This window comes from Amycolatopsis sp. NPDC051716 (genome assembly GCF_040681595.1).
In the GTDB taxonomy this organism is placed as follows: domain Bacteria; phylum Actinomycetota; class Actinomycetes; order Mycobacteriales; family Pseudonocardiaceae; genus Amycolatopsis.
In genome coordinates this window covers 140,618-164,366 of the sequence record NZ_JBFAZA010000019.1, presented here as the reverse complement: position 1 = coordinate 164,366, position 23,749 = coordinate 140,618, and the positions used below count along the sequence as shown (strand labels likewise).

Annotated in this window: 24 protein-coding genes; 19 read left to right on the top strand and 5 right to left on the bottom strand. The window is 72.2% G+C overall.

Annotated elements, in window-relative coordinates:
- Positions 1 to 4 precede the first annotated feature (4 nt).
- Both AB0M30_RS26240 and AB0M30_RS26235 read left to right on the top strand, forming a co-directional pair.
- On the top strand, positions 5 to 355 hold the full coding sequence (locus AB0M30_RS26240) for a hypothetical protein (RefSeq protein WP_364588452.1): 351 nt from the start codon (positions 5 to 7) through the stop codon (positions 353 to 355).
- A gap of 549 nt (positions 356 to 904) precedes the next feature.
- A complete protein-coding gene (locus AB0M30_RS26235) occupies positions 905 to 1,258 on the top strand; it encodes a hypothetical protein (RefSeq protein WP_364588449.1) in 354 nt (117 codons plus the stop codon).
- Between the two features lie 261 nt (positions 1,259 to 1,519).
- Here AB0M30_RS26235 and AB0M30_RS26230 read toward each other — a convergent pair whose 3' ends face one another.
- Entirely contained in the window at positions 1,520 to 1,753 is a 234-nt protein-coding gene (locus AB0M30_RS26230; RefSeq protein ID WP_364588446.1) for a hypothetical protein, read from the bottom strand.
- A gap of 181 nt (positions 1,754 to 1,934) precedes the next feature.
- On the opposite strand from AB0M30_RS26230, the gene AB0M30_RS26225 reads away from it, so the two are divergent.
- Complete coding sequence (locus AB0M30_RS26225; protein ID WP_364588443.1) at positions 1,935 to 2,345, top strand: hypothetical protein; 411 nt, start codon at positions 1,935 to 1,937, stop codon at positions 2,343 to 2,345.
- 67 nt (positions 2,346 to 2,412) lie between these two features.
- On the opposite strand, the gene AB0M30_RS26220 is transcribed toward AB0M30_RS26225, so the two are convergent.
- The gene (locus tag AB0M30_RS26220) at positions 2,413 to 4,041 is read right to left on the bottom strand and encodes a ricin-type beta-trefoil lectin domain protein (RefSeq protein ID WP_364588440.1); all 1,629 of its coding nucleotides are present in this window, start codon (positions 4,039 to 4,041) and stop codon (positions 2,413 to 2,415) included.
- Positions 4,042 to 4,283: 242 nt separating this feature from the next.
- On the opposite strand from AB0M30_RS26220, the gene AB0M30_RS26215 reads away from it, so the two are divergent.
- The 3 genes from AB0M30_RS26215 to AB0M30_RS26205 all read left to right on the top strand — a co-directional run bounded on the left by AB0M30_RS26215 (position 4,284) and on the right by AB0M30_RS26205 (position 8,791).
- Positions 4,284 to 7,163 carry a glycoside hydrolase family 9 protein gene (locus AB0M30_RS26215; RefSeq protein ID WP_364588437.1) on the top strand — a complete coding sequence of 960 codons (2,880 nt, stop codon included), beginning with the start codon at positions 4,284 to 4,286 and terminating at the stop codon, positions 7,161 to 7,163.
- 180 nt (positions 7,164 to 7,343) lie between these two features.
- Positions 7,344 to 8,069: an ABC transporter ATP-binding protein gene (locus tag AB0M30_RS26210; RefSeq protein WP_364588435.1), complete on the top strand. Its 726-nt coding sequence runs from the start codon at positions 7,344 to 7,346 to the stop codon at positions 8,067 to 8,069.
- Positions 8,066 to 8,791, top strand: a complete 726-nt coding sequence (locus AB0M30_RS26205; protein ID WP_103340067.1) for an ABC transporter permease — start codon at positions 8,066 to 8,068, stop codon at positions 8,789 to 8,791. The genes AB0M30_RS26210 and AB0M30_RS26205 overlap by 4 nt, the downstream gene beginning before the upstream one ends.
- A gap of 228 nt (positions 8,792 to 9,019) precedes the next feature.
- Here the strand turns inward: AB0M30_RS26205 and AB0M30_RS26200 are convergent, their stop codons facing one another.
- Positions 9,020 to 10,219, bottom strand: coding sequence for a glycoside hydrolase family 5 protein (locus AB0M30_RS26200; protein WP_364588431.1), 1,200 nt, complete (start codon positions 10,217 to 10,219; stop codon positions 9,020 to 9,022).
- A gap of 57 nt (positions 10,220 to 10,276) precedes the next feature.
- On the bottom strand, positions 10,277 to 10,459 hold the full coding sequence (locus AB0M30_RS26195; protein WP_364588429.1) for a hypothetical protein: 183 nt from the start codon (positions 10,457 to 10,459) through the stop codon (positions 10,277 to 10,279).
- On the opposite strand from AB0M30_RS26195, the gene AB0M30_RS26190 reads away from it, so the two are divergent.
- The 6 genes from AB0M30_RS26190 (at position 10,458) to AB0M30_RS26165 (ending at position 15,019) form a co-directional block, all read left to right on the top strand.
- Positions 10,458 to 10,808, top strand: coding sequence for a UBP-type zinc finger domain-containing protein (locus AB0M30_RS26190; RefSeq protein WP_103340065.1), 351 nt, complete (start codon positions 10,458 to 10,460; stop codon positions 10,806 to 10,808). The genes AB0M30_RS26195 and AB0M30_RS26190 overlap by 2 nt on opposite strands.
- Positions 10,809 to 10,987: 179 nt before the next feature.
- Entirely contained in the window at positions 10,988 to 11,920 is a 933-nt protein-coding gene (locus tag AB0M30_RS26185) for an ATP-binding cassette domain-containing protein (protein ID WP_364588427.1), read from the top strand.
- Positions 11,917 to 12,750, top strand: coding sequence for an ABC transporter permease (locus tag AB0M30_RS26180; RefSeq protein ID WP_364588424.1), 834 nt, complete (start codon positions 11,917 to 11,919; stop codon positions 12,748 to 12,750). Before AB0M30_RS26185 ends, AB0M30_RS26180 begins: the two co-directional genes overlap by 4 nt.
- 25 nt (positions 12,751 to 12,775) lie before the next feature.
- Positions 12,776 to 14,050: a histidine kinase gene (locus AB0M30_RS26175; RefSeq protein ID WP_364588421.1), complete on the top strand. Its 1,275-nt coding sequence runs from the start codon at positions 12,776 to 12,778 to the stop codon at positions 14,048 to 14,050.
- Positions 14,047 to 14,709 (top strand): response regulator transcription factor, encoded by a 663-nt coding sequence (locus AB0M30_RS26170; RefSeq protein ID WP_364588418.1) that lies wholly within the window; start codon positions 14,047 to 14,049, stop codon positions 14,707 to 14,709. The genes AB0M30_RS26175 and AB0M30_RS26170 overlap by 4 nt, the downstream gene beginning before the upstream one ends.
- 13 nt (positions 14,710 to 14,722) lie before the next feature.
- Entirely contained in the window at positions 14,723 to 15,019 is a 297-nt protein-coding gene (locus AB0M30_RS26165; RefSeq protein WP_364588415.1) for a DUF2695 domain-containing protein, read from the top strand.
- Between the two features lie 9 nt (positions 15,020 to 15,028).
- Here the strand turns inward: AB0M30_RS26165 and AB0M30_RS26160 are convergent, their stop codons facing one another.
- Positions 15,029 to 15,595, bottom strand: coding sequence for a DUF1206 domain-containing protein (locus AB0M30_RS26160; protein WP_364588413.1), 567 nt, complete (start codon positions 15,593 to 15,595; stop codon positions 15,029 to 15,031).
- A 388-nt stretch (positions 15,596 to 15,983) separates the two neighbouring features.
- Here AB0M30_RS26160 and AB0M30_RS26155 point away from each other — a divergent pair, with 388 nt between their 5' ends.
- The 7 genes from AB0M30_RS26155 (at position 15,984) to AB0M30_RS26125 (ending at position 23,749) form a co-directional block, all read left to right on the top strand.
- Complete coding sequence (locus AB0M30_RS26155; protein WP_364588410.1) at positions 15,984 to 16,835, top strand: MerR family transcriptional regulator; 852 nt, start codon at positions 15,984 to 15,986, stop codon at positions 16,833 to 16,835.
- Positions 16,836 to 16,941: 106 nt separating this feature from the next.
- The gene (locus AB0M30_RS26150; RefSeq protein ID WP_364588407.1) at positions 16,942 to 18,030 is read left to right on the top strand and encodes a TIGR01777 family oxidoreductase; all 1,089 of its coding nucleotides are present in this window, start codon (positions 16,942 to 16,944) and stop codon (positions 18,028 to 18,030) included.
- Positions 18,031 to 18,440: 410 nt separating this feature from the next.
- Positions 18,441 to 19,373 (top strand): hypothetical protein, encoded by a 933-nt coding sequence (locus tag AB0M30_RS26145; RefSeq protein WP_364588404.1) that lies wholly within the window; start codon positions 18,441 to 18,443, stop codon positions 19,371 to 19,373.
- Entirely contained in the window at positions 19,373 to 20,830 is a 1,458-nt protein-coding gene (locus tag AB0M30_RS26140) for an amino acid adenylation domain-containing protein (protein ID WP_364588401.1), read from the top strand. The genes AB0M30_RS26145 and AB0M30_RS26140 overlap by 1 nt, the downstream gene beginning before the upstream one ends.
- Positions 20,827 to 21,075 carry an acyl carrier protein gene (locus AB0M30_RS26135; RefSeq protein ID WP_364588398.1) on the top strand — a complete coding sequence of 83 codons (249 nt, stop codon included), beginning with the start codon at positions 20,827 to 20,829 and terminating at the stop codon, positions 21,073 to 21,075. The genes AB0M30_RS26140 and AB0M30_RS26135 overlap by 4 nt, the downstream gene beginning before the upstream one ends.
- Complete coding sequence (locus AB0M30_RS26130) at positions 21,072 to 22,535, top strand: class I adenylate-forming enzyme family protein (RefSeq protein ID WP_364588395.1); 1,464 nt, start codon at positions 21,072 to 21,074, stop codon at positions 22,533 to 22,535. The genes AB0M30_RS26135 and AB0M30_RS26130 overlap by 4 nt, the downstream gene beginning before the upstream one ends.
- Entirely contained in the window at positions 22,532 to 23,749 is a 1,218-nt protein-coding gene (locus tag AB0M30_RS26125; RefSeq protein ID WP_364588392.1) for a type III PLP-dependent enzyme, read from the top strand. Before AB0M30_RS26130 ends, AB0M30_RS26125 begins: the two co-directional genes overlap by 4 nt.

The following is a 23,749-nucleotide window of genomic DNA, read 5'->3' as shown; positions in this document are numbered from 1 at the left end:
TCTCGTGATCAAGCAGCTCGGATTCGTCGCGACCGCACTGGCCGCCGGGTTGGCCGCCTTCGGCGGCTCGGCCTCCGCGACCACTGTCAGCGTCTCGGGCCACCCGGTCGACCAGAGCGAACAGTTCGGCCTGGTCAACCTGCAGAGCCTCGACGCACTGCACAACGTCAACGTGGTCGGCGGCGTCTGCGACGACAACGTCAACGTGCTCGGCGTGCAGGTCCCGCTGCACGACGTCGCCGAGGGCATCGACGTCCCGATCCTGTCGCCGGGGGCGCACGAAGCCGAAGGCTCGACGCCGTCGAACTGCGCCAGCGGCAGCATCGCGGACGGCGGGACGGCCCAGGGCCACTGATCGACCCGGTGGGAAGAAGCCGTCGCACGGATGCAGTTTCCGTGCGGCGGCTTTTCGCTGTGCCCGGAAAAACGAGAGTGCGCCCGCGGCCGGTGGCGTCGACCCTCGCGGTCGTCATGGCCGCCGGTACGTGCCGGCTTGGCTGGGGGCTGGGAACCGGCGAAGTCGTGCGTCGCCCGGCTGCGGGCTCGGCTGAGGGGTTCACACCTCGCCGGTTCCCAGCCGGAAACCCGTTCCCGGGGTCGAGGGGAACGCGTTCCGTGTGTCCGAGCCTACGGCTTCCGCCTCGTTTCCGTGGTGTTTCTTGGAGTGATGGTGTCATGAACGAGTGTGCGAATGCGGCTCGTTTCACGGAAAGTGTTCTTCCGCGATAAACCTCGCTGACCCGATCGGGCCAATCATGGCCCGGTCAGCGGCTTGTGGTGCGCACCCAATGGTGTCGTGCGGTGGAATTCGCACCATTCTCTCAGTATATTTCCCTCACGCGGGACGGAGCACACACACCTCGCCGCCGTCCTGTCCGATGCACCGACTGATCGAGGAGAACAAATGCTGAAGAAGATTGGGTTCGTCACGGCTGCCATGGCGGCCGGCGCTTTCCTGGCCGGTGGCGTCGCGGCTGCCGGTACGCCCGACGGCCACGACCACCACCACGGTGGCCACACCGGCCAGCTCGGCCTGCTCAACCTGAACAACACCGACGCGCTGCACAACGTCAACGCCGCGCTCGGCGTGTGCGACAACGAAATCAACGTGCTCGGCGTCCAGGTGCCGATCCAGAACTCGCTCAACGGCATCGGCGTGCCGATCCTGTCGCCGGGCGAGCACGAGGCCAGCGGCGAGAACCCGGAGAACTGCGCCTCCAGCGGCCTCGCCGACGGTGGCACCAGCCAGGGTCACTGAGTCCCCGCGCCACGGCCGCCCGTTGTGTGTGCGGATGCCGGCCGAGGCGCGGAACCCGGCGCCGCGCCCGAGGTGGTGCGGCGTGCCCGGAACAGGGAGCGAGCTGCACACTCCGGTTCCCCGTCCCGGGCACGCAGCGATCCCGGCGCCGACGCCGGCACGGGTGGGACCGGCCACCGGGCAGAACCGGTGAGCCGGCCCCACCCGGCGCAGGCAAAAGCCGCGATCGACACGTCGGTCGCGGCTTTTCCATGTGTGCGCTCAGCGGCGGCCGAGCAGCCTCCCGACGACCCCGCGCCGGCGCCGCGGCTCCGGGACGGGCGTGGTGCCCACGCGCAGCACGATGTCCAGCACCGCCGCCTGCTGCTCGGTGGCGGCGCGGGTGTAGCCGGGTGACGCCGCGACGGCGCGGCGAAGGTCATCAGGGTCGGCGGTGCCGCTGTCGAACCCGGTCACCCGGGTGACGTCGATGGGGCCTCGGCACGGTGTTTCCACGCGAAAGTTCTCCTGCGGTCGGACGGTCCGTATCCCGTTATCGCTCCGTTACCGCCCGCGCGTTACCGCCCCGGCGTCCCTCGGTCAGGTGAGAAGCGGAAGCCCGATCGGCTGCCGCGTGACGAGGCAGCGCCGCAATTTCGCTGGTCACGGTGAGGAGAGCGGCCCTAATCTCGGCAGCATGACGAAATGGCCCCGGTGGTTCGACCTCGACCATGACAGCGACGAGCTCAGGCCGGACGAACAGGCCTTTCTCGCCGCGCTGCAGCAGGCGAGCGCGCACTGGGACTTCGAACACACCTCGAGCTGGGCGAGCCGCCGCGAAGAAGAGCACCCCTGCCTGATCGCCGTCGCGATGCTCTCCAATCCCGTCAAAAGCTTTCTGCTGGCCGAGTTCGGTGTCCACTACCGGGACGGGCGCGCGCAAGGCGACAAGTTGCACATCTGCCTGCACGAGCTGCCGGAAGAGCCGACGCGGTCCGCTCTCGACGTGACCGGAAGGCCCGAGCAGGCGGCGGCCGAGTGCGCGGCCTGGTTCGAGAAGATCCTGCGCGGCGCGGCCCCACGCTCGGCGCTACGCCGCGCCCGGTGAGCAGCGCTAACACCGCGTGCGCTGGTGCGGCACCGCTGCCGCACCAGCTCCACGCGTTGCCGATCGGTCAGACGCGGCTCCACTGCTGGTTCGCCTGGCCGTTGCAAGTCCACAGGATCGCGTGGGTCCCGTTGGCCGTCGCGGCGCCTTCGACGTCGAGGCACAGTCCTGATTGGACGTGGCGGATCGTGCCGTCCGAGCCCGAGGTCCACTTCTGGTTGCTCTGCCCGGTGCACGAGCGGCTGAAGACGCGGGCTCCGCTGGTCGTGGCGTCGAGGCACTTGTCGCCGAAGACGCGGATTTCGCCGTTTTCCCAAGTGGTCCACAGCTGGTTGGCGGCGGTCTGGCAGTCCCAGATCAGGATGCCCGCGCCGGAGGCGGTGGAGGCGTTGTCGACGTCGAGGCAGCGGTTGGCGCCGGCGCCGCGCAGCCGCGACGTCGTGGCGGCGAGCGGCGTGCCGCCGGAGACGCGGTAGGCGGCGGCGCCGTGGGCGGGGACGCTCGCGCTGATCGCTCCGCTGCTCGCCGAGGTGCCGCCGGTCCACAGGTCGGTCAGGGTGAACGACGTCCCGGCGAGCCCGATCTGCGCCGCGGTGGTGCTGATGGTCGTGGTGGCGCTGCCGCGGTTGAGCAGGCCGACGGCGACGGACCCGTCGGCCAGCGGCTTGGCGAAGACCTCGACGTTGCCGTCGTCGCGGACCCGGCGGCCGCCGGCAACGAGGCGGTCCTGGTCGACGGCCAGCAGGCGGGGGTTGCGCAGGACGGCACTGATGTCCGCCGACATGGTGCGGATGTCGTTGCCCGCCATCAGCGGCGCCGCCAGCAGGGCCCACAGGGCGAAGTGCGCGCGGGATTCGGTCAGCGACAGGCCGGGGCGGCCGACGACGAGCATGTCCGGGTCGTTCCAGTGCCCGGGACCGGCCTGGGCGGCCAGCGGGGCGGTGACGTCGAGGACGTTGCCGACGCCCATGGGGTAGCTGTTGGTGTTGCCGTTCTGCCAGATGTCGAGCAGGTCTTCGGTGGTGCGCCACAGGTCGGCGACCTGGCCCCAGTCGTACTTGTCGCCGGTGATGGCGTGGTAGCTGTTCGGGTTGATGCTGTAGACGATGGGGCGGCCGGTGGCGCGCACGGCGTCGCGCATCAGGCCGAAGCGGCTGACCTGCTCGTCGCGGGTGCCGGCGGGGGAGCACCAGTCGTACTTGAGGTAGTCGACGCCCCAGGAGGCGAACGTGCGGGCGTCCTGGGTTTCGTGGCCCTGGCTGCCGGTGGAGCCGGGGTAGGCGCCGCCGCGCTGGACGCACGTGCGGTCGGTGGGGACCTGGTAGATGCCGAACTTCAGGCCGCGGGCGTGGATGTAGTCGCCGAGGGCCTTCATGCCGCTGGGGAACTTCGAGGCGTTGCCGCGCAGGTTGCCCTGGGAATCGCGCTGCGGGTCGAACCAGCAGTCGTCGACGACGACGTACTGGTAGCCCGCGTCGCGCATGCCGGAGGAGACCATCGCGTCGGCGGCTTGGTGGATCGTGGACTCGCTGACGTTGCAGCCGAAGCTGTTCCAGCTGTTCCAACCCAGTGGCGGGGTGACCGCCGGGCTCCCCGGCGCGGCGACGGCGGCGGCCGGGACCGCGGCGGACAACGACACCGCGGCGGCCACCCCGGTGAACAAGTGCAGGATCCGTGAACGGGTTCGAGCGGGCATCGTCGCCCCTTTCCGGACGAGCGACCGGGAGTTAGCGTTAACATTTCCGGTCGCACGGACAGTCGTGAAACTTTCCGAAAGTTTTCGGCCTGGCTGGCCCTGATGGCTCAGGTATGTATAGAGGAAGCCCGATGCCGCGTCCACCTCCCTTCCGAGGATTGCCAAAGGCGCGCGCACCTGATTACAGTCCCCAGTCTGGGAGCGCTCCCACTTACGCCTGGCTCGACGACGAGGAGTGGCGAATGCGGGCAAGGAAATTCCGGGCTGGTCTGGTGTTACTGGCGGTGACGGCGCTCGGGCTGACGGCGGGATCCGTGCCCGCGTCCGCCGCGACGTACGAGCGGCTGCTCAACGGCACCTTCGCCGGCGGCACCATCGACCCCTGGTGGGCCGGGTCCGGGACCACCGGCCACGTCACCGGCGGGGAGTTCTGCACCGACGTCACCGGCGGCACCGCCAACGGCTACGACGCGCTGGCCGGCCAGAACGGTGTCCCCTTCGAGACGGGCCAGCAGTACACGCTGACGTTCGACGCGCACGCCACGACCACCCAGCAGATCTCCGCCGTCGCGGGCGAGGCCGTCTCACCCTACCGGCAGATCTCCCGCACCGACCTGACGGTCACGCCCGCCACCCAGCACTTCACCGTCACCTTCACGTCCACATTGGACTTCCCGAACGCGGGCAACGGCCAGCTGGCCTTCTGGTTCGGTGGCCAGGCCGCGAACAACACCGTCTGCCTGGACAACATCTCGCTGATCGGCGGCGTCATCCCGCCGGGCGGCCTGCCGCCGACGAGCGGCATCCGGGTGAACCAGGAAAGCTACACCCCCGGCCTGCCCAAGCACGCCACGGTGATCAGCAGTTCCTCGACGCCGCTGACGTGGACGTTGCGCAACTCCGCCGGCACCGCGGTGACCACCGGCCAGACCCGGCCCCGCGGCGCGGACGCCGCCTCCGGCGAGAACGTCCACGACATCGACTTCTCCGCCTACGACACCGCGGGCACCGGGTACACCCTCGCCGTCGGCTCCGAGACGAGCTTCCCGTTCGACATCTCCGCGGACGGCCTGAAGAAGCTGCGCTACGACGCGCTGGCGTTCTTCTACCACCAGCGCAGCGGCATCGCGATCGACGCCCGGTACGTCGGGGCGACCTACGCGCGCCCGGCGGGACACCTCAACGTGGCACCGAACCAGGGTGACAACAACGTGCCCTGCCGGTCGGACCTGAACTGCGGCTACACCCTCGACGTCCGCGGCGGCTGGTACGACGCCGGCGACCAGGGCAAGTACGTCGTCAACGGCGGCATCGCGACCTGGGAGCTGCTCGACGAGTACGAGCGCGCGCTGAAGCTGGGCGACGCGAGCGCACTGGGCGACGGGAAGCTGGCCATCCCCGAACAGGGCAACGGCGTTCCCGACATCCTCGACGAAGCCCGCTGGGAAGTCGACTTCCTGCTCTCCATGCAGGTGCCCGACGGCAAGCCGAACGCGGGCATGGTGCACCACAAGATCCACGACGCGGCGTGGACCGCCCTGCCCACCCGGCCCGACCAGGACAGCCAGCCGCGCCGGCTCTCCCCGCCGAGCACGGCGGCCACGCTGAACATGGCCGCGGTCGCGGCGCAGGCGTCCCGGCTGTGGCGGACCATCGACCCGGCGTACTCGGCGAAGCTGCTCGCCGCGGCCGAGAAGGCGTACGCCGCGGCGAAGGCCAACCCGAACGTGCTCGCCGACCCGAACGACGGCACCGGCGGCGGGACCTACAGCGACAACACCGTGACCGACGAGTTCTACTGGGCCGCCGCGGAACTCTTCGCGACGACGGCGAAGTCCTCCTACCGCACCGACGTCACCGGTTCCTCGCTCTACCGGGGCGTCAGCTTCAACACCCACGGCTTCGACTGGGGCTCGACGGGCGCGCTCGGCGACATCACCCTGGCCCTGGTGCCCACCGACCTGCCCGCGGCCGACGTCACGGCGATCAAGTCGGCGATCACCACGACCGCCGACAGCCACCTCGCGCAGATGGCGGGCATGGGCTACCCCGCGCCCTACCGCACGGCCGACGGCACGTACGAGTGGGGATCCAACGGCCTGGTGGCCAACAACGGCGTCGTGCTCGCCCTGGCCTACGACTTCACCAAGCAGGACAAGTACCGCGACGGCGCGTTCCAGGCCATGGACTACCTGCTGGGCCGCAACCCCGCGAACTACTCCTACGTCGCCGGCCACGGTGACCAGGCCGTGCAGAACGTGCACCACCGGTTCTGGGCGCACGAGCTGGACCCGTCGCTGCCGACCGCGCCGCCCGGGGCGCTCTCCGGCGGGCCCAACAGCGGCCTGCAGGACCCGACCGCGGCCCGGCTGCTCACCGGCTGCGCGCCCCAGCGCTGCTTCGTCGACGACATCCAGGCGTACTCGGTGAACGAGGTCGCGATCAACTGGAACTCGGCGCTGGCCTGGCTGGCGAACTGGACGGCGGAGAAGTCACCGTCCGCGGTGGACACGACCGCCCCGGCCGCGGCGGGCAAGCCCGTCGTCTCGGCGGTCTCCGCCACCGGTGCGACGGTGACCTGGACGGCGTCCTCGGACGCGGAGAGCGGGATCAAGAGCTACGACGTCGTCGGCGTGACCGGCTCGGCCCGCAAGGTCCTCGCCACCGTCACCGGAACGACCGCGACGCTGACCGGGCTGTCGCCGTCGACGGCGTACACCGTGGTCGTGGTGGCTCGCAACGGCGCCGGCCTCACCGGGCCGGACTCGGCGTCGACGCAGTTCACGACGCTGCCGGACGCCTCGGGCGGCGGCTGCTCGGTGGCCTACGCGGCCACCTCGTGGACCGGCGGCTTCACGGCCTCCGTCACGCTGACCAACACCGGGACGACGGCGTGGCCGACGTGGACGCTGAAGTTCGCCTTCCCCGGCAATCAGAAGGTGACCCAGGGCTGGTCGGCGACGTGGGCGCAGTCCGGTGCGGGCGTCACCGCCACGGCGCTGCCCTGGAACGCTTCGGTGGCGCCGGGCAAGTCGGTTTCGATCGGCTTCAACGGCAGCTTCACGGGCAGCAGCAACCCGTCGCCGACGGCCTTCGCGGTGAACGGGAAGACCTGCGGCTGACGGCCTCGCCGGTCGCTCGATCGGCGAACCGCCGGAGAGTCCGCTAGCGTCAACACCTGCGGGCAGGTGCGCCTCCTCCCCCTCGGCGCGCCTGCCCGCTCTTCTCGCCTCCGCACCCGGGCCTTGTCCCGGACCGTCCCGGCGCTCACCATGAGGGCCCGGGGCGGGAAGGAGGACGCCGTGGACGAGCCGGCGATCGTCGTGGCGGACCTGCGCGTCCACCGCGGCGGCGAAGAGGTCCTGCGCGACATCGGGTTCACCGTGCGGCGCGGGACGGTGACCGGGCTCCTGGGCCCGAACGGCTGCGGCAAGAGCACGCTGATGCGCTCGATCGTGGGCGTCCAGCTCGTCGAATCGGGGCACGTGACCGTGCTCGGCAAGCCCGCGGGGCACCCCGAGCTGCGCCGCCGGATCGGCTACGCGACCCAGGAACCGGCGGTCTACGCGGACCTGACGGTGACCGAAGCCCTGCGCTACTTCGCCGCGGTGCTCGGCGCGCCGCCGTCCGATGTGGACCGGGTGATCACCCGGACGGGGCTCGGCACCTCGGCCCGCGTGCTGGTCGGCCGCCTCTCCGGCGGCCAGCGCGGCCGGGCCAACCTGGCCGTGGCGCTGCTGGGCACCCCCGAGCTGCTGGTGCTGGACGAGCCGACGGTCGGCTCCGACCCCGAGCTGCGCGACGAGCTCTGGAAGCTGTTCCACGACCTGGCCGCCACCGGCGTCACGCTGCTGATCTCCAGCCACGTCATGGACGAAGCCGCACGCTGCGACGACCTCCTGCTGCTGCACCGCGGCAAGCTCCTCGCCCGCGGCACCCCCGAGGCGCTGCGGACGCGGACCGGCGCGCCCGATCTCGAGCAGGCGTTCCTGCGCCTGATCAAGGGCCGTTCGGAGGCGGCCCGATGAACGCGCTGGCCACCACCCGCCGGATCCTCACCCAGCTGCGGCACGACCCGCGCACGGTGGTGCTGCTCGTCGCGGTGCCGAGCGTGCTGATGATCCTGCTGCGGTACGTGCTGAACTCGGAGCAGCGGTTCAGCGCGGTCGCCCCGGCGTTGCTCGGGATCTTCCCGTTCACGATCATGTTCCTGCTGACCTCGGTGACGACGTTGCGCGAGCGCACGACCGGCACGTTGACGCGGCTGATGACCATGCCGATCGGCAAGCTCGACCTGCTCCTCGGTTACGCGCTGGCGTTCGGCCTGCTCGCGACCCTGCAGGTGGTCGTGGCCGCCGGGATCTCCCTGACCTGGCTCGGGCTGGACATCGCGGGCTCGGTCTGGGTCCTGCTGCTCATCGTGGTGCTGGACGCGCTCCTCGGCACCGCGCTCGGCCTGTTCGTCAGCGCGTTCGCCCGCACCGAGTTCCAGGCGATCCAGTTCCTGCCGGTCTTCGTGCTGCCGCAGTTCCTGCTGTGCGGCCTGTTCGTCCCGCGCGGGGACATGGGCTGGGTGCTGAGCGCGGTGTCGGACGTCCTGCCGCTGTCCTACGCCGTGGACGCGCTCACCCAGGTGACCCGCTCGGCCGAAGTCGGCGGCACCCTGGTCCGCGACATCGGGATCATCGCCGGCTGCGCGGTCCTCGCGCTCCTGCTGGGTGCGGCGACCCTGCGCCGCCGCACCCCCTGAGGGCGGAGGCGGTCGACGAGCGGGAGGGTGGATTCCCCTGCTGACCGGGACCGACCGTGACCACCGCCTGCGCAGCGGGCTGACCGGGTACCTGGCCGCGGTGAGTGCCGCCGTGGGCGTGGAGTCCTGCACGGTGGACCCCGACGCTCCGGTGCTCGCGTACCTCGGCCTCGAACGCGTGCCGGCCTGCTGGCGCGGTTGCGGTGTCACCGCCGGTCGGGCTGGTGGTCATCGACTGGCGAGGCCGCCCATGATGGCGTCGATGAGGCCCTGGTGGGTGACCGCGTAGGACTTCCGGTCGAACAGGCCGAAGCCGTATTGGCCGTTGTTGCCGTTGTCCCAATAAACGGTCGCGGCGCCGTACTTCTTGGACGTCGACACGATGGCGCGCGCGAAGTCGGCGCGGTACCGGTTGTTCGCCGAATCGAACGCGGACTTGTCGATGGACCCGTATTCGCCGACGACGACCGGGTAGCCCTTCACGACGAATGCGTCGTGCACCAGTTTCAGCTGGGCGTCGAGGTAGTCTTCCTGTCCCCAGGTCGACTTCTTCGCCGGATTGGTCGCGCCCCGGCCCCACTGGGTGATGGTGCCATTCTCCTCGCCGGCGAAGTCCCAGGGGCTGTAGTAGTGCACGGAAATCATGATCCGTTTTTCGGCGGCGGGCACCGACGAGGAGCGGAACTGGTCGGTGGGCAGCGTGAATCCGTAGTTCCCGGTGGTGTAGTCGATATTGGTGTTCCAGCCGGGGATGAGCAGCCACCGCGAACCGTTGTTCCCGCCGGTCTTGCGCACGGTGTCGACGAAGATCTGGTTGTAGGCGTTGATGTTCGAGTAGCACGGCTGCGTCGGGTTGCCGTACTGGCCGTCGAACTCCTCGTTCATGGACTCCAGGACCAGGTGCTGGTCGTAGCCGGCGAACCGGGCCGCGACCTGCTGCCAGACCTTCTGGTACTTGGCCTTGATCGTGGCCTGGTTGCCGGAGTCGCAGATCAGCCAGGAGCCGTTGACGGTCTTGTAGCCGTCGCCGTGCATGTTGATCAGCACGTACAGGCCGCGCTGGTAGGCGTAGTCGGCAACCTGCTGGATCCGGTTCAGCCAGGCGGCGTTGATCGGGTAGTTCGGGCCCGCACCGATATAGCCGAGGTAGGAGACGGGAATCCGGACCGTCTTGAACCCGGCGGCCTTGACCTTGTCGATGAGCGCTGGGGTGACGGCCGGCAGCCCCCACGCCGTTTCACCGGGCACGCCGTTGCTGCTGGCTTCCAGCTGGTTTCCCAGGTTCCACCCGGCGCCCATGTCGGCGACGATCTGCGAAGCATTCAATGAAGTGGCGGCGGTGGCCGGAGCGAGCCCGGACACGCTCGCGGTGACGGCCAGTGCGGCGGCAAGGAAGACGGACCGGAGCTTCGTTGCTCTCGAAGTCATGAGGGATACCTCTCGTGCCCATTGGTGGACATATTCCAACATGCCCGGTACCCGCCGTCAATCCTCTCGGCGATGCGGATCTTTAATGCGGAAGAACGGCGATCGAAGAAATCGAATAATCGAAAGAATCGACGTTTCTTCGACGGTGGCCGGCGGGAATCCGGCTCGGTCGGCGGCCTCCTGGCGGCAGCGCTTAAGGTGGAGCGTGTCCGGTGCCGGACCGAGCAGAGGAGTGCGCATGCAAGGAGTGGATCCCTCGGTGCCGCCCAGTGGCACGGGGTGCGCGGACTGCGAGGCCGCCGACCCGCAGGGCTGGTGGTTCCACCTCCGGCGCTGCGCGGAGTGCGGGCACATCGGGTGCTGCGATTCCTCGCCCGCGCAGCACGCCAGCGGCCACGCCGCCGCCAGCGGGCACCGGCTGGCGCGCAGCTTCGAGCCCGGCGAAGAGTGGTTCTGGGACTACGGCGAAGAGGTGCTGTACGAATCCGGCCCCGCGCTCGCCGCCCCCGAACACCGGCCGCTCACCCAGGCCGTGCCCGGCCCGGCCGAGCGGGTTCCCGCGGACTGGACCCAGCACCTGCACCAGTAGCCGCTCCGGTCTCGCGGGCGAGCGGATCCGGCCGGACCACGCCGCGACCCCGGTGGTACCGCGGTACCACCGGGCGCCCCGGATTCCCTCCGGCGGTACCACGGATGGCGCCGCTCCCGCTCCTAGCGTGGACCTGGACGGGCCGGCAGCCGGCCCGCGGGACCCACCGGAGACCGGCGATGATCGAAGCACTGCAGCTCACGAAGCGGTACGGGGAAAAGACGGCGGTCGACCACCTGGACTTCACCGTCCGGCCCGGCGCCGTCACCGGCTTCCTCGGCCCGAACGGCGCGGGCAAGTCCACCACGATGCGGATGATCATCGGGCTGGACGCCCCGACCAGCGGCTCGGTCCGCGTCAACGGCCGCCACTACGCCCGCCACAGCGCCCCGCTGCAGGAGGTCGGGGCGCTGCTGGAGGCCAAGTCGATCCACCCCGGCCGGTCCGCCTACGACCACCTGCTGGCGCAGGCCCACACCCACGGCATTCCGCGGCGGCGGGTGGACGAGGTGATCGACCTGGCCGGGCTGCGGTCCGTGGCGAAGAAGCGGGCCGGCGGGTTCTCCCTCGGCATGGGCCAGCGCCTGGGCATCGCCGCGGCCCTGCTCGGCGACCCGGCGACGGTGCTGCTCGACGAGCCGGTCAACGGCCTGGACCCCGAAGGCGTCCTCTGGATCCGCACCCTGCTCAGCGGGCTCGCCGCCGAGGGGCGCACGGTCTTCGTGTCCTCGCACCTGATGTCCGAGATGGCCCTGGTCGCCGAGCACCTCGTCGTCGTCGGCCGCGGCCGGCTGCTCGCCGACACCACCGTGGCCGACCTGGTCCGCGACGCCGGCGGCGACACGGTGCAGGTGGCCACCGCCGATCCCGCGCGGCTGCGCGAGATCCTGGCCGGCCCGGGTGTCGAGATCACCGGCCGGACCGGTTCGGAGGTGCTGCAGGTGACCGGCCTGTCCGCGCGGGCCATCGGGCTCAAGGCGGCCGAGCACGGCGTGGCGCTGTTCGAACTCACCGCCCGGACCGTCTCCCTGGAGCAGGCCTTCATGGACCTGACCAGGGACGCCGTCGAGTACCACGGCACCGGCATCGAAACGCTCCGGAGGGCCGCATGAGCACCGTCACCGCCCCCTCGACCGACGTCGAACGGCCCGCCTACCGGGTGACCGGACCCCGGGTGCTGCGCTCCGAGTGGGCCAAGCTGTGGTCCCTGCGCTCGACGTGGATCACCCTCGGCCTCGGCCTGGCGTTCCTGATCACCTTCGGCCTGATCGCCGCGGCGCAGTACACGCCCCAGCCGGCCGGGTCCGGTGCCGGGATGGAACGGGAGTTCGCCAACGCCACCACCGTCAGCCTGTCGCTGTTCGGCCTGACCTTCGCGCAGCTGGCGCTGGGTGTCCTCGGCGTGCTGGTCACCGCGGGCGAGTACTCCACCGGCATGATCCGGTCGACGCTGGCCGCCGTCCCGAGCCGGCTGCCCGTGCTGTGGGCCAAGGCGGCGGTGTTCGGCGTGGTCGCCTTGGTCCTCGGCGTCATCGGCGTGTTCGTCACCTTCCTCATCGCCGGCGGCCTGGTGTCCGGGACGCCGGCGGCGGTGACGCTCGCGGACGCGGGCGTGGTGCGCAGCCTGCTCGGCGCGGGCCTCTACCTCGGCCTGGTCGGCGTGCTCGGGGCCGCGCTCGGTGCCCTGCTGCGGTCGGTCGCGGGCGGCATCTCGGTGCTGGTCGCGGTGCTGATGCTGATCCCCGGCCTGATGTCGCTGCTGCCGGCGAGCTGGCAGGACGACGTCGGCCCGTACCTGCCCAGCAACGCCGGCCAGTCGATGTACGCCCTGACCCACGACAGCAGTTCGCTCTCGCCTGCGGCCGGGCTGCTCGTGTTCCTGGGCTGGACGGCGCTCGCGCTGGCCGGAGCGGCCTACCGGCTGCGGCGGACCGACGCCTGAGCCGCGTTTCGTCCACGATGGACAGGTGACCGACGTGAGCAGTGACGACACCGCGGGTGTAGCGGGGCAGCCGCTGTTCACGCGCGCGCTGGCGATCGGACGGCGGCTGCGGCGGCTGGACCGCGCTCACCCGTGGCTGCTCGACGCGGCCGTGGTGGCCGCCGTCGCCCTGCTGTTCTGCGTGCCGGAGTTCGTGCACCCCGACGGCGACCGCGATGGGCTGCCGATCACGTTCACGCAGCTGCCGGTGGCCGGGACGCTGGCCCTGCAAGCCGGCCTGGTGCTGCCCCTGCTGGCCCGGCGGCGGGCCCCGTCGGCGGCGTTCGCCGTGATCGCGGCGGTATTCGCGCTGCAGTGGTCGCTGGGGGTGTTCCTGCGGGCGGACGTGGCCCTGCTCGTCGCGCTGTACAGCGCGACGCTGCACGGACGCGTCCGGCACCTGCCGTGGGTGGGCGCGGCCGTGGCCGGGCTGGTCGTCCAGGTGGCGGTGCGCGTCTCCCCGCTGGTGTCCGTGTGGGGTGCGCTGTTCTTCCTGGTCAGCACGGCGATCGCGGCGGCCGCGCTGGGGTTCGCGGTGCGGATCCGCCGGGCTCAGCTGGCCAACCTGCGCGAACGCGCGGCCCGGCTGGAGGTCGAACGCGACCAGCGCAGCAGGCTGGCCACCGCGACCGAGCGGACGCGGGTGGCCCGGGAGATGCACGACATCATCGGTCACAACCTGTCGGTCATCATCAGCCTGGCGGACGGCGGTGCGTACGCGGCCGAGGCGGCGCCGGAGCGGAGCCGGGAAGCGCTCCGGCTCGTCGGGGAGTCCGGTCGCCAGGCACTGGGCGAACTCCGGCGCATGCTGGGCGTCCTGCGCGAGCAGGCGGCGACCCCGGAGCTGCACCCGCAGCCCCGCATCGCCGACATCGAGGCGTTGTGCGGCCGGCTGCGCGCGGCCGGGCCGGAGGTCTCTTACCGCTCCGGAGGCGACCTGGACGCCCTGGACCGCGGGGTCCAGCTGATGGCGTACCGGATCGTGCAGGAGGCGCTCACGAACACGCTGAAGCACGCCGGCCCCGGCACGCGCGTCCACATCACGCTCACCGCCGAAGGCACGCGCTTGCGGATCGACGTCCAGGACACCGGCCTGCCCGACGGCAGCCGGCCCGCACCCGGCGAAGGGCACGGGCTCACCGGGATGAGAGAACGCGCGGCCCTCTACGGCGGCACCCTCACCGCGGGTCCCGTGCCGGGCGGCGGCTGGGCCGTCCGGGCGGTCCTCGACGTCAGCCCGCTCCCGGGAGGCCCGGCGTGATCACCGTGCTCATCGTGGACGACCAGGCCCTGCAGCGCTTCGGCTTCCGGATGCTGCTGGAGGCGACACCCGACACGGAGGTGGCGGGCGAAGCGGCGCACGGGGCCGAGGCGGTGCGCCGGACGGCCGAACTGCGCCCCGACGTGGTCCTGATGGACATCCGCATGCCGGGGATGGACGGCATCGAAGCCACCCGCCACATCATCGCGGGCGGCGGGCGGTCCCGGGTCCTGGCGCTGACGACGTTCGACCTGGACGAGTACGCGCACGCGGCGCTGCGGGCGGGCGCGAGCGGATTCCTGCTCAAGGACGCCCACCCGGAGGAACTGCTGGCCGGCATCCGCGCGGTGGCCCGGGGTGACGCCGTCGTCGCGCCGGCCCTGACCCGGCGTCTCCTCGACGCCTACGCCCACCACCTGCCGTCCGCGACCGGCGGCGGTACGGACGACCCGCGCTGGGAGGCGTTGACCGAGCGCGAGCGGGAGATCCTGGTCGCGATCGGCCAGGGCCGGACGAACGGCGAGATCGCCGAGCGGCTGGTGCTGTCGGAGTCGACGGTCAAGACGCACGTGGGCCGGGTGCTGGCCAAGATCGGCGCTCGCGACCGCATCCAGGCGGTGATCATCGCCTACGATCTGGGCCTGACCCGGCCCGGCTGATCCAGGGGTTCCCATGCTGAGCGAGGAAGAGCGCCGTGCGGCGAAGAAGGCGTACAAGCAGCGCGCCCGGGACGAGATGTGGGCCCGCCTCGGCCTGAACGCCGCACAGCTCGCCGACCTGCTCGAGCACCTGGAAGACCACTTCGACGACGACCTGGCCGACGACTGCGACGGCGAGCTCACCCTGACCCGCGAGTGGGCGCTGCGCGAGGGGCTCAGCCCGGCACCGCTCGAAGACCGGCTGCGGGAGCTCGGCGGCGGGTGCGACTGCGAGGTCCTCGCGAACCTGGATCCGGCGGACTGGGTCTGACTTCGCGCGTCACAGCCGGCGGAACCGGGCTTCGAGCAGGGCGAACACGCCGAACACCGCGATCCCCGCCGCCAGGGCCAGCAGCAGCACCTGGCCGTACGGCTGCACGGCCAGCGTCTTCAGCGCCGGATCCAAGCCGGCGGCCTTGCCGGGGTCGTAGCGGACCGCCGCCAGGACGAACATCGCCCCCACCGTGGCGTAGGTGATTCCCACCGCGCACCAGCCGATCTGGCCGAGCCGGGTGGTGGACAGCCGGAGGGTGCGGGACGCGCCGCCGAAGTCGAGGTCGTGGAGGAACTTCTTCCGCGCCCCGCGGTAGGCGAGCCACGCCGCGACCACGATGACCAGGACGCCCGCTGCGATCACCGCGACCGCGCCCCACGGCCGGCCCAGCACGCTCGCGACCACCGACCCGGCCTTGCCGGACGCGCCCATCGCCGTCTTGCCCGCGCTGTAGGCGACGAGGCCGTACAGCACCACTTCGACGCCGCTGACGGTCCGCCGCACCCAGCGCCGCCGGGGGTCGGCGTTCCGGTGGCCGGTGATCGCCTCGGCGAGCTGCCACAGCGCCAGCACCCCGGTGCCGGCGGCGATCAGCCAGAGCAGCCACGCCCCGCCTTCGGAAGCGACGATCTGCAGTGCGCCCGCCTTGTCGGCTCACTCGTTGTCGCCGAGCGCCACCTGGGCGGCCAGCCACGCGACGACGAGGTGCACCGCCGCATAGCAGGTCAACCCGATCCGGGCAAGCAGGCTGAAAACTCTCAGTTCGGGCATGAAGGTGAGTTTTACTCACCTTGGCCGGTTTGGCCAGACTCGATCGGCGCCGAGGCCGCACCCCTCGCCGAGCCGCGCATCGCAAATGCATCGCAAGTTGGTCCTTTCGTGGCCGCTCGCCTCCAGTTTTGGGCGTATCTCGCGGGTACGGTGATGCAAAACCTGTGCAGCCAGCGCCCGGGGAGACCGCGTGAGCAGAACACCCGAGTCGCGCTCCTTGAGTTCGGGCGACGTCGCCCGGGCTCTCGGCGTCTCGCAGGTGACGCTGCGGACGTGGGAGCAGCGGTACGGCATCGGTGCTTCGGATCGCGAGGAGAACGGCCGCCGCCGCTACACGCCCGATGACGTCGATCGGCTGCGGCGGATGCGGGCGCTCCAGGCGCAGGGCACCCGGGCGCGCGACGCCGCCAGGCTGGTGCTGTCGCGGTCGGCGGGCGAGACGACCGCCGGCCGGCGACGGGAGCGGATCGCCGAGGCCGCCGAGCTGCTCGACGTGTCCGCGATCGGTGATCTGGTCGACGACGCGCTCGCGAGCCTGGGGGTCGCGAAATCGTGGACCGAGGTCGTGGCGCCGGTCCTGCGCGCCATCGGGGAGCGCTGGGCGCGAGCGGGCGACCGCGACGCGATGGCCGCGGAATGGGCGCTGGCCGCCGCGGCTTCGGCGGCGCTGGACCGGTTGCGCGCGCCGGCGCCCGCGCGGGCCGGCCGGGGTCCCGCGCTTTTCGTGTGCGGGCCCACCGAGCGGCACGAACTGCCGGTCAAGATGCTCAGCGCGGCGCTGGCCGACGACGGCGCTCCGGCGATGTTCCTGAGCGGCCCGGTGGCGCCGGACGTCCTGCGGGTGGTGGCCGGCCGGTTCGCGCCGAGCGCGGTGGTGGTGTGGTCGATGACGTCGCCGTCCGCGGATGTGCGAACCTTGCGCACGCTGCACGCCGAGGGGGTTCCGGTGCGCCCGGCCGGCCCGGGCTGGCGAGGCCTGCCGACGGTCGGTGAGCCGCTGCCGCCGTCGTTCTCCGACGCCTTGGCGGCTTTCGGCAGCTGACGCGCCGCATCGAAACCGAAACGCGGCCAAAACGCTTCGGCGAGCGCAATGGCGAACGTTCTCTTAGGCTTGCGCACCTGCATCGTCCGTGCATCGAGAGGTGAGCGTGGCCAGGGTTTTTTGCCCGGTCGTCCGGCCGGCGGCCGAAGCCGGCCACGCCGGCACCCCGGCGCCCGAGGCGTTCCGGCGCTCGATGTCCGCCCACCGGCACCGGCAGCTGGCCGCCGACCTGGCCGCGCACCGGCGCTACCGGCACGATCCGCTGACGGTCGCGGTCACCGGGGCGAGCGGTCTCGCCGGGACGGCGCTGACGGCCTTGCTGACCATCGGCGGCCACCAGGTCGTCCGGCTGGTGCGGCGGCCCGCCGAGACCCCCGGCGAGCGGACCTGGCAGCCGGAAACCCCGGCGGCGGACCTGCTCACCGGCGTCGACGCGGTCGTGCACCTGGCCGGGGCCCTGCTCGCCGGCCCGTTCGACGACCGCCACCGCCGGGCCGTGCGCGAGAGCCGGATCGCGCCGACGCGGGCGCTCGCGGACCTGGCCGCGCGTACCGCCGGTGGGCCGAAGGTGTTCGTCTCGGCGTCCGCGGCCGGCTACTACGGGCCGGACCGCGGCGACGAGCTCCTCACCGAGGAAAGCGAGCGCGGGCAAGGGTTTCTCGCCGACGTCGTGACGGACTGGGAAGCGGCCACCGAGCCGGCGTCGGCGGCGGGGCTGCGCGTGGTCCGGGTGCGCACCGGCCTGGTGCTGAGCCCGCGCGGCGGCCTGCTGCGGCTGCAGTACCCGCTGTTCGCCGCCGGGCTGGGCGGCCCGCTCGGCACCGGGCGGCAGTGGATGCCGTGGATCGGTCTCGACGACCTGGCCGACGTCTACCTGCACGCCCTGACCGACTCCGTCCTCAGTGGACCGGTCAACGCGGTGAGCCCGGAACCGGTGCGCACCGCCGAATACGCGCGCACGCTGGGAACCGTGCTCGACCGGCCGACACTGCCCGAGGTGCCGCCGAGCGGCCCCCGGCTGCTCCTCGGCCAGGACGGCGCCCGCGAACTGGCGGTCGCCGACCAGCGCGTGGCACCCCGGCGGCTGACCGCGGCCGGCCACGAATTCCGCCACCCGAGCCTCGCCGGCGCCCTCGGTCACCTGCTCGGCACCGCCGCGGACGTGATCGACTCGGCCGCTGGAGACCGGGCCTGACGGTCCGGCCGGCCTGATCGGCGGTCGAGCGCCGGCGGCGTAGCGGACCGAACCGGCCCGGGCGGTTCGGCGAAGGCGGGGCCCCCGCCGTACCGCTTCGTGGGATTCCGGTGCGTGCGCCGAGCGGGTGAACTCCGGCGCGCGGCTGCGTCGGACAGCGGTACGGAATTGCTCCGTTTGCCACGGTGGTTGCTGCGCATGCCCGGGTTTGATTCTCCGTTCCGGCGGTTATCAACCTCGTTCCGGTCGTTCGACCGGCGAATCCGCCGCGTTGCCCGGCAATTGCCGGTGCGGTAGAAAGTTATTACACGCCGCTTCGCCTTTGCGCGAATGAATGGAATTGTCCATCGCTACCTCCCCTGGGGGAACCTGTGCCTGATCGTCACGCTTTCGTTTCCTGCGCTCGTCTCATGGGTCGGGTCGATTCCGCTTACATGGACTGCGTTTCGGACGTCGTGGCGCTCCTGCTGGCGCACGCCGGGGTGGCCGACGTGCGCACCCCGTTCGCCTACCAGTGGGCGTTCCGCGTCGTCGGCGGAATCGACGGGGTGCTCGAACTCGACCTGCCGCCGCGGGCCCGAGACCGGTCGGTCGCCCGCTTCACCGGGCTCCGGCCGAAATGGACGGACGTCGAATCGACGGCGGAATGCCTCGATTCGTGGACGGCGGAGCTCGGCCGCGGCAACGCGGTCGCCGTCACCGCGGACGCGTTTTTCCTGCCGTGGCTGCCGTATTGCGGAAATGAGCACATGGAACACGGATTCGTCGTCGAAGGCGTCGAAGGAGGGCGCGAACCCGTGCTGCACGTGGTGGATCCGTATGAAAACCGGACCCGGTGGGGGCACGCGCGGCCGACGACGACCAAGGTGGTCCTCGGCGACCTGGGGCCCGCCCTCGACCGGGGTGCCTGGGCGGTGCTCGAACCGTGCGGGCCGGCGGAACCGCTGGACCCCGAACGCGAAGTCCGGGCGAACTGCGAAGCCGTCCTCGCTTCCCACGCCGACGGCACGGCGGCCGCCTTCGCCGGGCAGTACCGCGAGCCGGACAAGGCCGCGTTGCACCGGCTCGCGCTGCAGAGCTGGCTGATCACCCGCGACCGGCAGCTGCACGGCCTCTGGCTGCGGGAACTGCCCGGCACCCCCGCGCCCGGGTTCTCCCGCGCCTTCGACGAAACCGTCCTCCCGCGCTGGCAGAAGCTGCAGGAACTCACCTACATCGCGATCCGCCGCGTCGAAGCCGGCCGCTCGGTGCCGCCGGCCGTCCCCGCGGCCCTCGAAGCCGCGCTGGCCGCCGAAGCCGAGCTGGCCGGTGCCTCACTCGACCATCCGGAAGGAACCGCTTGATGCTCATCCACCAGCACTTTTCCGCACAGGCCCGGCGCGCGCCCGGCGCCGTGGCGGTCGTCGAAGACGACGGCCCGTCGATCACCTACGGCGACCTCGCCCGCGCCGCCGCCGGGCTGGCCGGGCAGCTGGGCGACCGGCCCGGCCGGGTGGCCGTGGTGAGCCGCAAGCGGATCGGCACCGTGGTCGCCTTCCTGGCCTGCCTGCGGGCCGGCCGCGCCTACGTCCCGATCGACCCCGCCCACCCGGCGGACCGCCGCGACTTCGTCCTCGCCGACGCCGGCTGCGAAACGCTGCTCGACGCCGAATCCCTGGACGTCGGCGCGCTTCAGCAGCAGCCGGAAGGCGAGCCGGCGCCGGTGGGCCCGGACGACGAGGCGTACGTGCTCTACACCTCCGGCTCGACCGGCACGCCGAAGGGCGTCGTCATCACCCACCGCAACGCGGCGGCGTTCACCGACTGGGCCGTCGCCGAATTCCCGCTCACCGCGCAAGACCGGGTCGCGGTGCACGCGCCGCTGCACTTCGACCTGCCCGTCTACGACCTCTACGCCGGCCTGCGCGGCGGCGCCGCCCTGCACCTGGTGCCCGAGCGGGCCGCGCTCTTCCCGGCGGCGCTGGGACGGCTGCTGCGCGAGCGGCGCATCACCAGCGTCTACGCCGTCCCGACCGCGCTGGCCGCGCTCGCCCGCCGCGGCGGCCTGGCCACCGGAGACCTGCCGGAGCTGCGGCAGATCCTGTTCGCCGGCGAGGAGTTCCGGACGGCCGCGCTGGCCGAGCTGATGGCCCTGGTCCCCGGCGCGGCCGCGGCCAACCTGTACGGGCCCATCGAGACCAACGTCGTCACCGCGCACCGGCTGCCGGGCCCGCCGGACCCGGACAGCCGTCTGCCGATCGGCCGGCCGGTCACCGGCGCCGTCATCGGGCTGCGCGACACCGAAGGGCACATCGAATTCGACGGCGAGGGCGAAGGCGAACTGGTCGTCGCGGGCGGCTGCGTCACCCCGGGCTACCTGGGCCGGCCGGACCTGACCGACGCCGCGATCGTCCACTCCGGACAGTTGCGCTGCTACCGCACCGGCGACATCGCCCGCCGCGACGCCGACGGCACGCTGCACCTGCTGGGCCGCGCGGACGGGCTGGTGAAGACCCGCGGCTACCGCGTCGAGCTGGGCGACGTCGAAGCCCACCTGGCCGCGCACCCCGGCGTGGACGGCGTCGCCGTCGTGGCGCTGCCCGACCCGGCCACCACCCACCGCCTGCACGCCGCGGTCGTCCCGCGCGCCGGCACCGACCACGACACGCTGCCCGCGGACCTGCTCCGCCACTGCCGCGCCCGGCTGCCGCACTACATGGTGCCGTCCCAGGTGCACGTCCTGGCCGCGCTGCCCACCACGAGCACCGGCAAGACGGCGAAACGGGTGCTGGCCGAAACGCTCGGAGGAGACAGCCGATGACCGACACCCTGGCCCGGACGGTCGCCGACGTGCTCGGCGTCCCCGCCACCGACGTCCTGTCCGCCGACTCCCTGTTCGACCTGCCCGGCTTCGACTCGATCGCCATCGTCTCGGTCCTCGAACGGCTCGAAGACGACCTCGGCGTCGAGGTGCCGGCCGAGCGGATCGTGCCGGAGGCCTTCGAAAGCCTCCCCGCCCTGCGGTCGCTGCTCGCCGCCGCCCTTCCGGAAGGAGCACACCCGTGACCCCGCGGTTCCTGCACGACCTGCTCGACCGGCGCGCCGCCGCCACGCCGGACGCCCCCGCACTGGCCCGCGACGACCTGCAGTGGACCTACGCCGAGCTGGCTCGCCGGTCGCACACGCTCGCGGCCTGGCTCGGCGGCCAGGGCGTCGGCCGCGGTGATCGCGTGCTGGTCGCCGCGCCGCACGCCCCCGACACGGTGGCGCTGCTCTACGCCGTTTCGCGGCTGGGTGCGGCCTACGTCGTCGTCAGCGACCGGATCCGGCCGTTCCACCTCGACCACATCCTCGCCGACAGCGAGCCCGCGCTGGTGCTGGCCGCCGACGCCGCGGCCGAAACCGTCTCCCGCAGCACGGCGAAGGTGCACAAGCTCGGCGAGCTCCCCGCGACCGGGGACGCCGAGGCCCCCGCGTCGCGCGCCACCGGCGTCGACATCCTCAGCCTCATCTACACCTCCGGCAGCACCGCCATGCCGAAGGCCGTGGTCTCCACCCACGAGCAGGTGCTGTTCGCGGTGTCGGCGATCGCGCAGCGGCTGGGCTACCGCGCGGCCGACCGGGTGTTCTGCTGCCTGCCGCTGTCCTTCGACTACGGGCTCTACCAGGTCTTCCTCGCCGCCGAGGCGGGTGCCTGCCTGGTGCTCGGCGACGACGCCGCGGCCGGACCGGCTCTGCTGTCCACTGTGGAGCGCGAAGGCGTCACCGTGCTGCCGCTCGTGCCCGGCCTCGGCGCCACGCTGGCCCGGCTGGCCGCGCGGGCCGGGCGGTTCCCGGCGTCGCTTCGCCTGGTGACCAACACCGGCGCGGCGCTGCCGGCCTCGCTGTCGGCCAAGCTGCGGGAGTTTTCCCCGGGCCTCGACGTCGTGGCCATGTACGGGCTGACCGAGTGCAAGCGGGTGTCCATCGAGGACCCGAACGCGTACCTGACCCGGCCCGGCTCGGTCGGGCGGCCGCTGCCCGGCACGGAGGTCCTGGTCCTCGACGACGACGGCGCCGAGCTGCCGCCCGGGCAGGTGGGCCAGTTCGCCGTCCGCGGGCCGAACGTGATGGGCGGCTACTGGCGCGCGCCCGAGCAGACCGCCCGCCGCTTCCCGCGCGACGCCTACGGCCGCGCCACCCTGCTGACCGGTGACCGCGGCCGCGTCGACGAGGAGGGCTACCTGTACTTCGAAGGCCGCGACGACGACCAGTACAAGCAGGACGGGTTCCGGGTCAGCGCGGTCGAAGTGGAGGGTGCCGCGGCCGACGTCGACGGCGTCACCGAAGCCGCGGTGCTCCCGCCCGCCGGCGACCGCCCGGCCGTGCTCGCGGTCACCGGCGCGCTCGACACCGGGCAGCTGCGCGAAGGGCTCGCCGAACGCCTCGAACCGCACAAGATCCCCGACCGGATCGAGGTCGTCGACACGCTCCCGCACGGCGTGAACGGCAAAATCGACAAGCGCGCTCTGGAGGCCGCCCTGTGATCACCCCATTGCACGAGGAGATCGCGGAACGGCACGGCACGCCCGCGTTCGTCTACGACCTCGACGCCGTCCGCCGGGCCCACGCCGACCTGACCGCGGCCCTGCCCCGGCCGTCCACTGTGTACTACTCGGTCAAGGCCAACCCGCACCCGCGGATCATCGCGCTGCTGCACGCGCTGGGCTGCGAAGCCGAAGTCAGCTCGACCGGCGAGATCGACGCCGCGCTCGGCGCCGGGGTGCCGCCGGAGGCGGTGCTGCTCACCGGCCCGGCCAAGACCCCGGAGACGGTCGCGCACGCCCTGTCCCACGGCGTCACGCGCTTCTCGGTCGATTCGCCGGACGACCTCGCCCGCGTCGACGACTTCGCCCGGAAGGCGGGCGTCGAAGCCCGATGCGCGTTGCGCGTCAACGCCGACGAGCCGGTGCCCGGCGCGGGGCTCAGCATGACCGGGACGTCGTCGCAGTTCGGCGCGGACCTGTCGTGGGTGCTGGCCGAGACGCCCCGGTTCACCGGGTTCCGGCACGCCCGCGTCACCGGGCTGCACCTGTACATGGGCACCAACCTGACCGACGAGAAGGACCTGCTGGCCCAGTTCGAGGTCGGGATCGGCATCGCCGAAAAGCTCGCGGTGCTCTTCCCGGGCCTCGACGAAATCGACCTCGGCGGCGGGTTCGGCCTGCCCTACGCCCGGGTGGGGGAGCGGCCGCGGTTCACCGGGCTCGCGGTGGCGCTGGAGACCCTGCTCGACGACCGCCTGCCCGCGTGGCGGGAGGGCGCCCCCCGCGTGTCCTTCGAATCGGGCCGCTACCTCGTCGGCGACTGCGGGGTGCTGCTCAGCCGGGTGGTGGACGTGAAGGAGTCCAAGGGCACCCGGTACGTCCTGCTCGACACCGGCGTGCACCACCTCGGCGGCATGTCCGGCCTGCGCCGCATCCCGTCGATCTCGGCCGACGTCCTGGCCGGCGGCGAGGTCGAGGACGAGCCGGTGACGGTGGCCGGCCCGCTGTGCACCCCGCTCGACGTCCTCGCCCGCGGCGCCCGGCTGCCGAGCACCGGGATCGGCGACCTCGTGAGCGTGCCCAACGCCGGCGCCTACGGCCCGACCGCCGGCCTGCTCGCGTTCCTCGGCCACCCGGCGCCCGCCGAGGCGGTCGTCGACGACGGCCGCCTGGAATCGGCCTCCCGGCTGCACGTGACCCGCAATCCGCTCTGA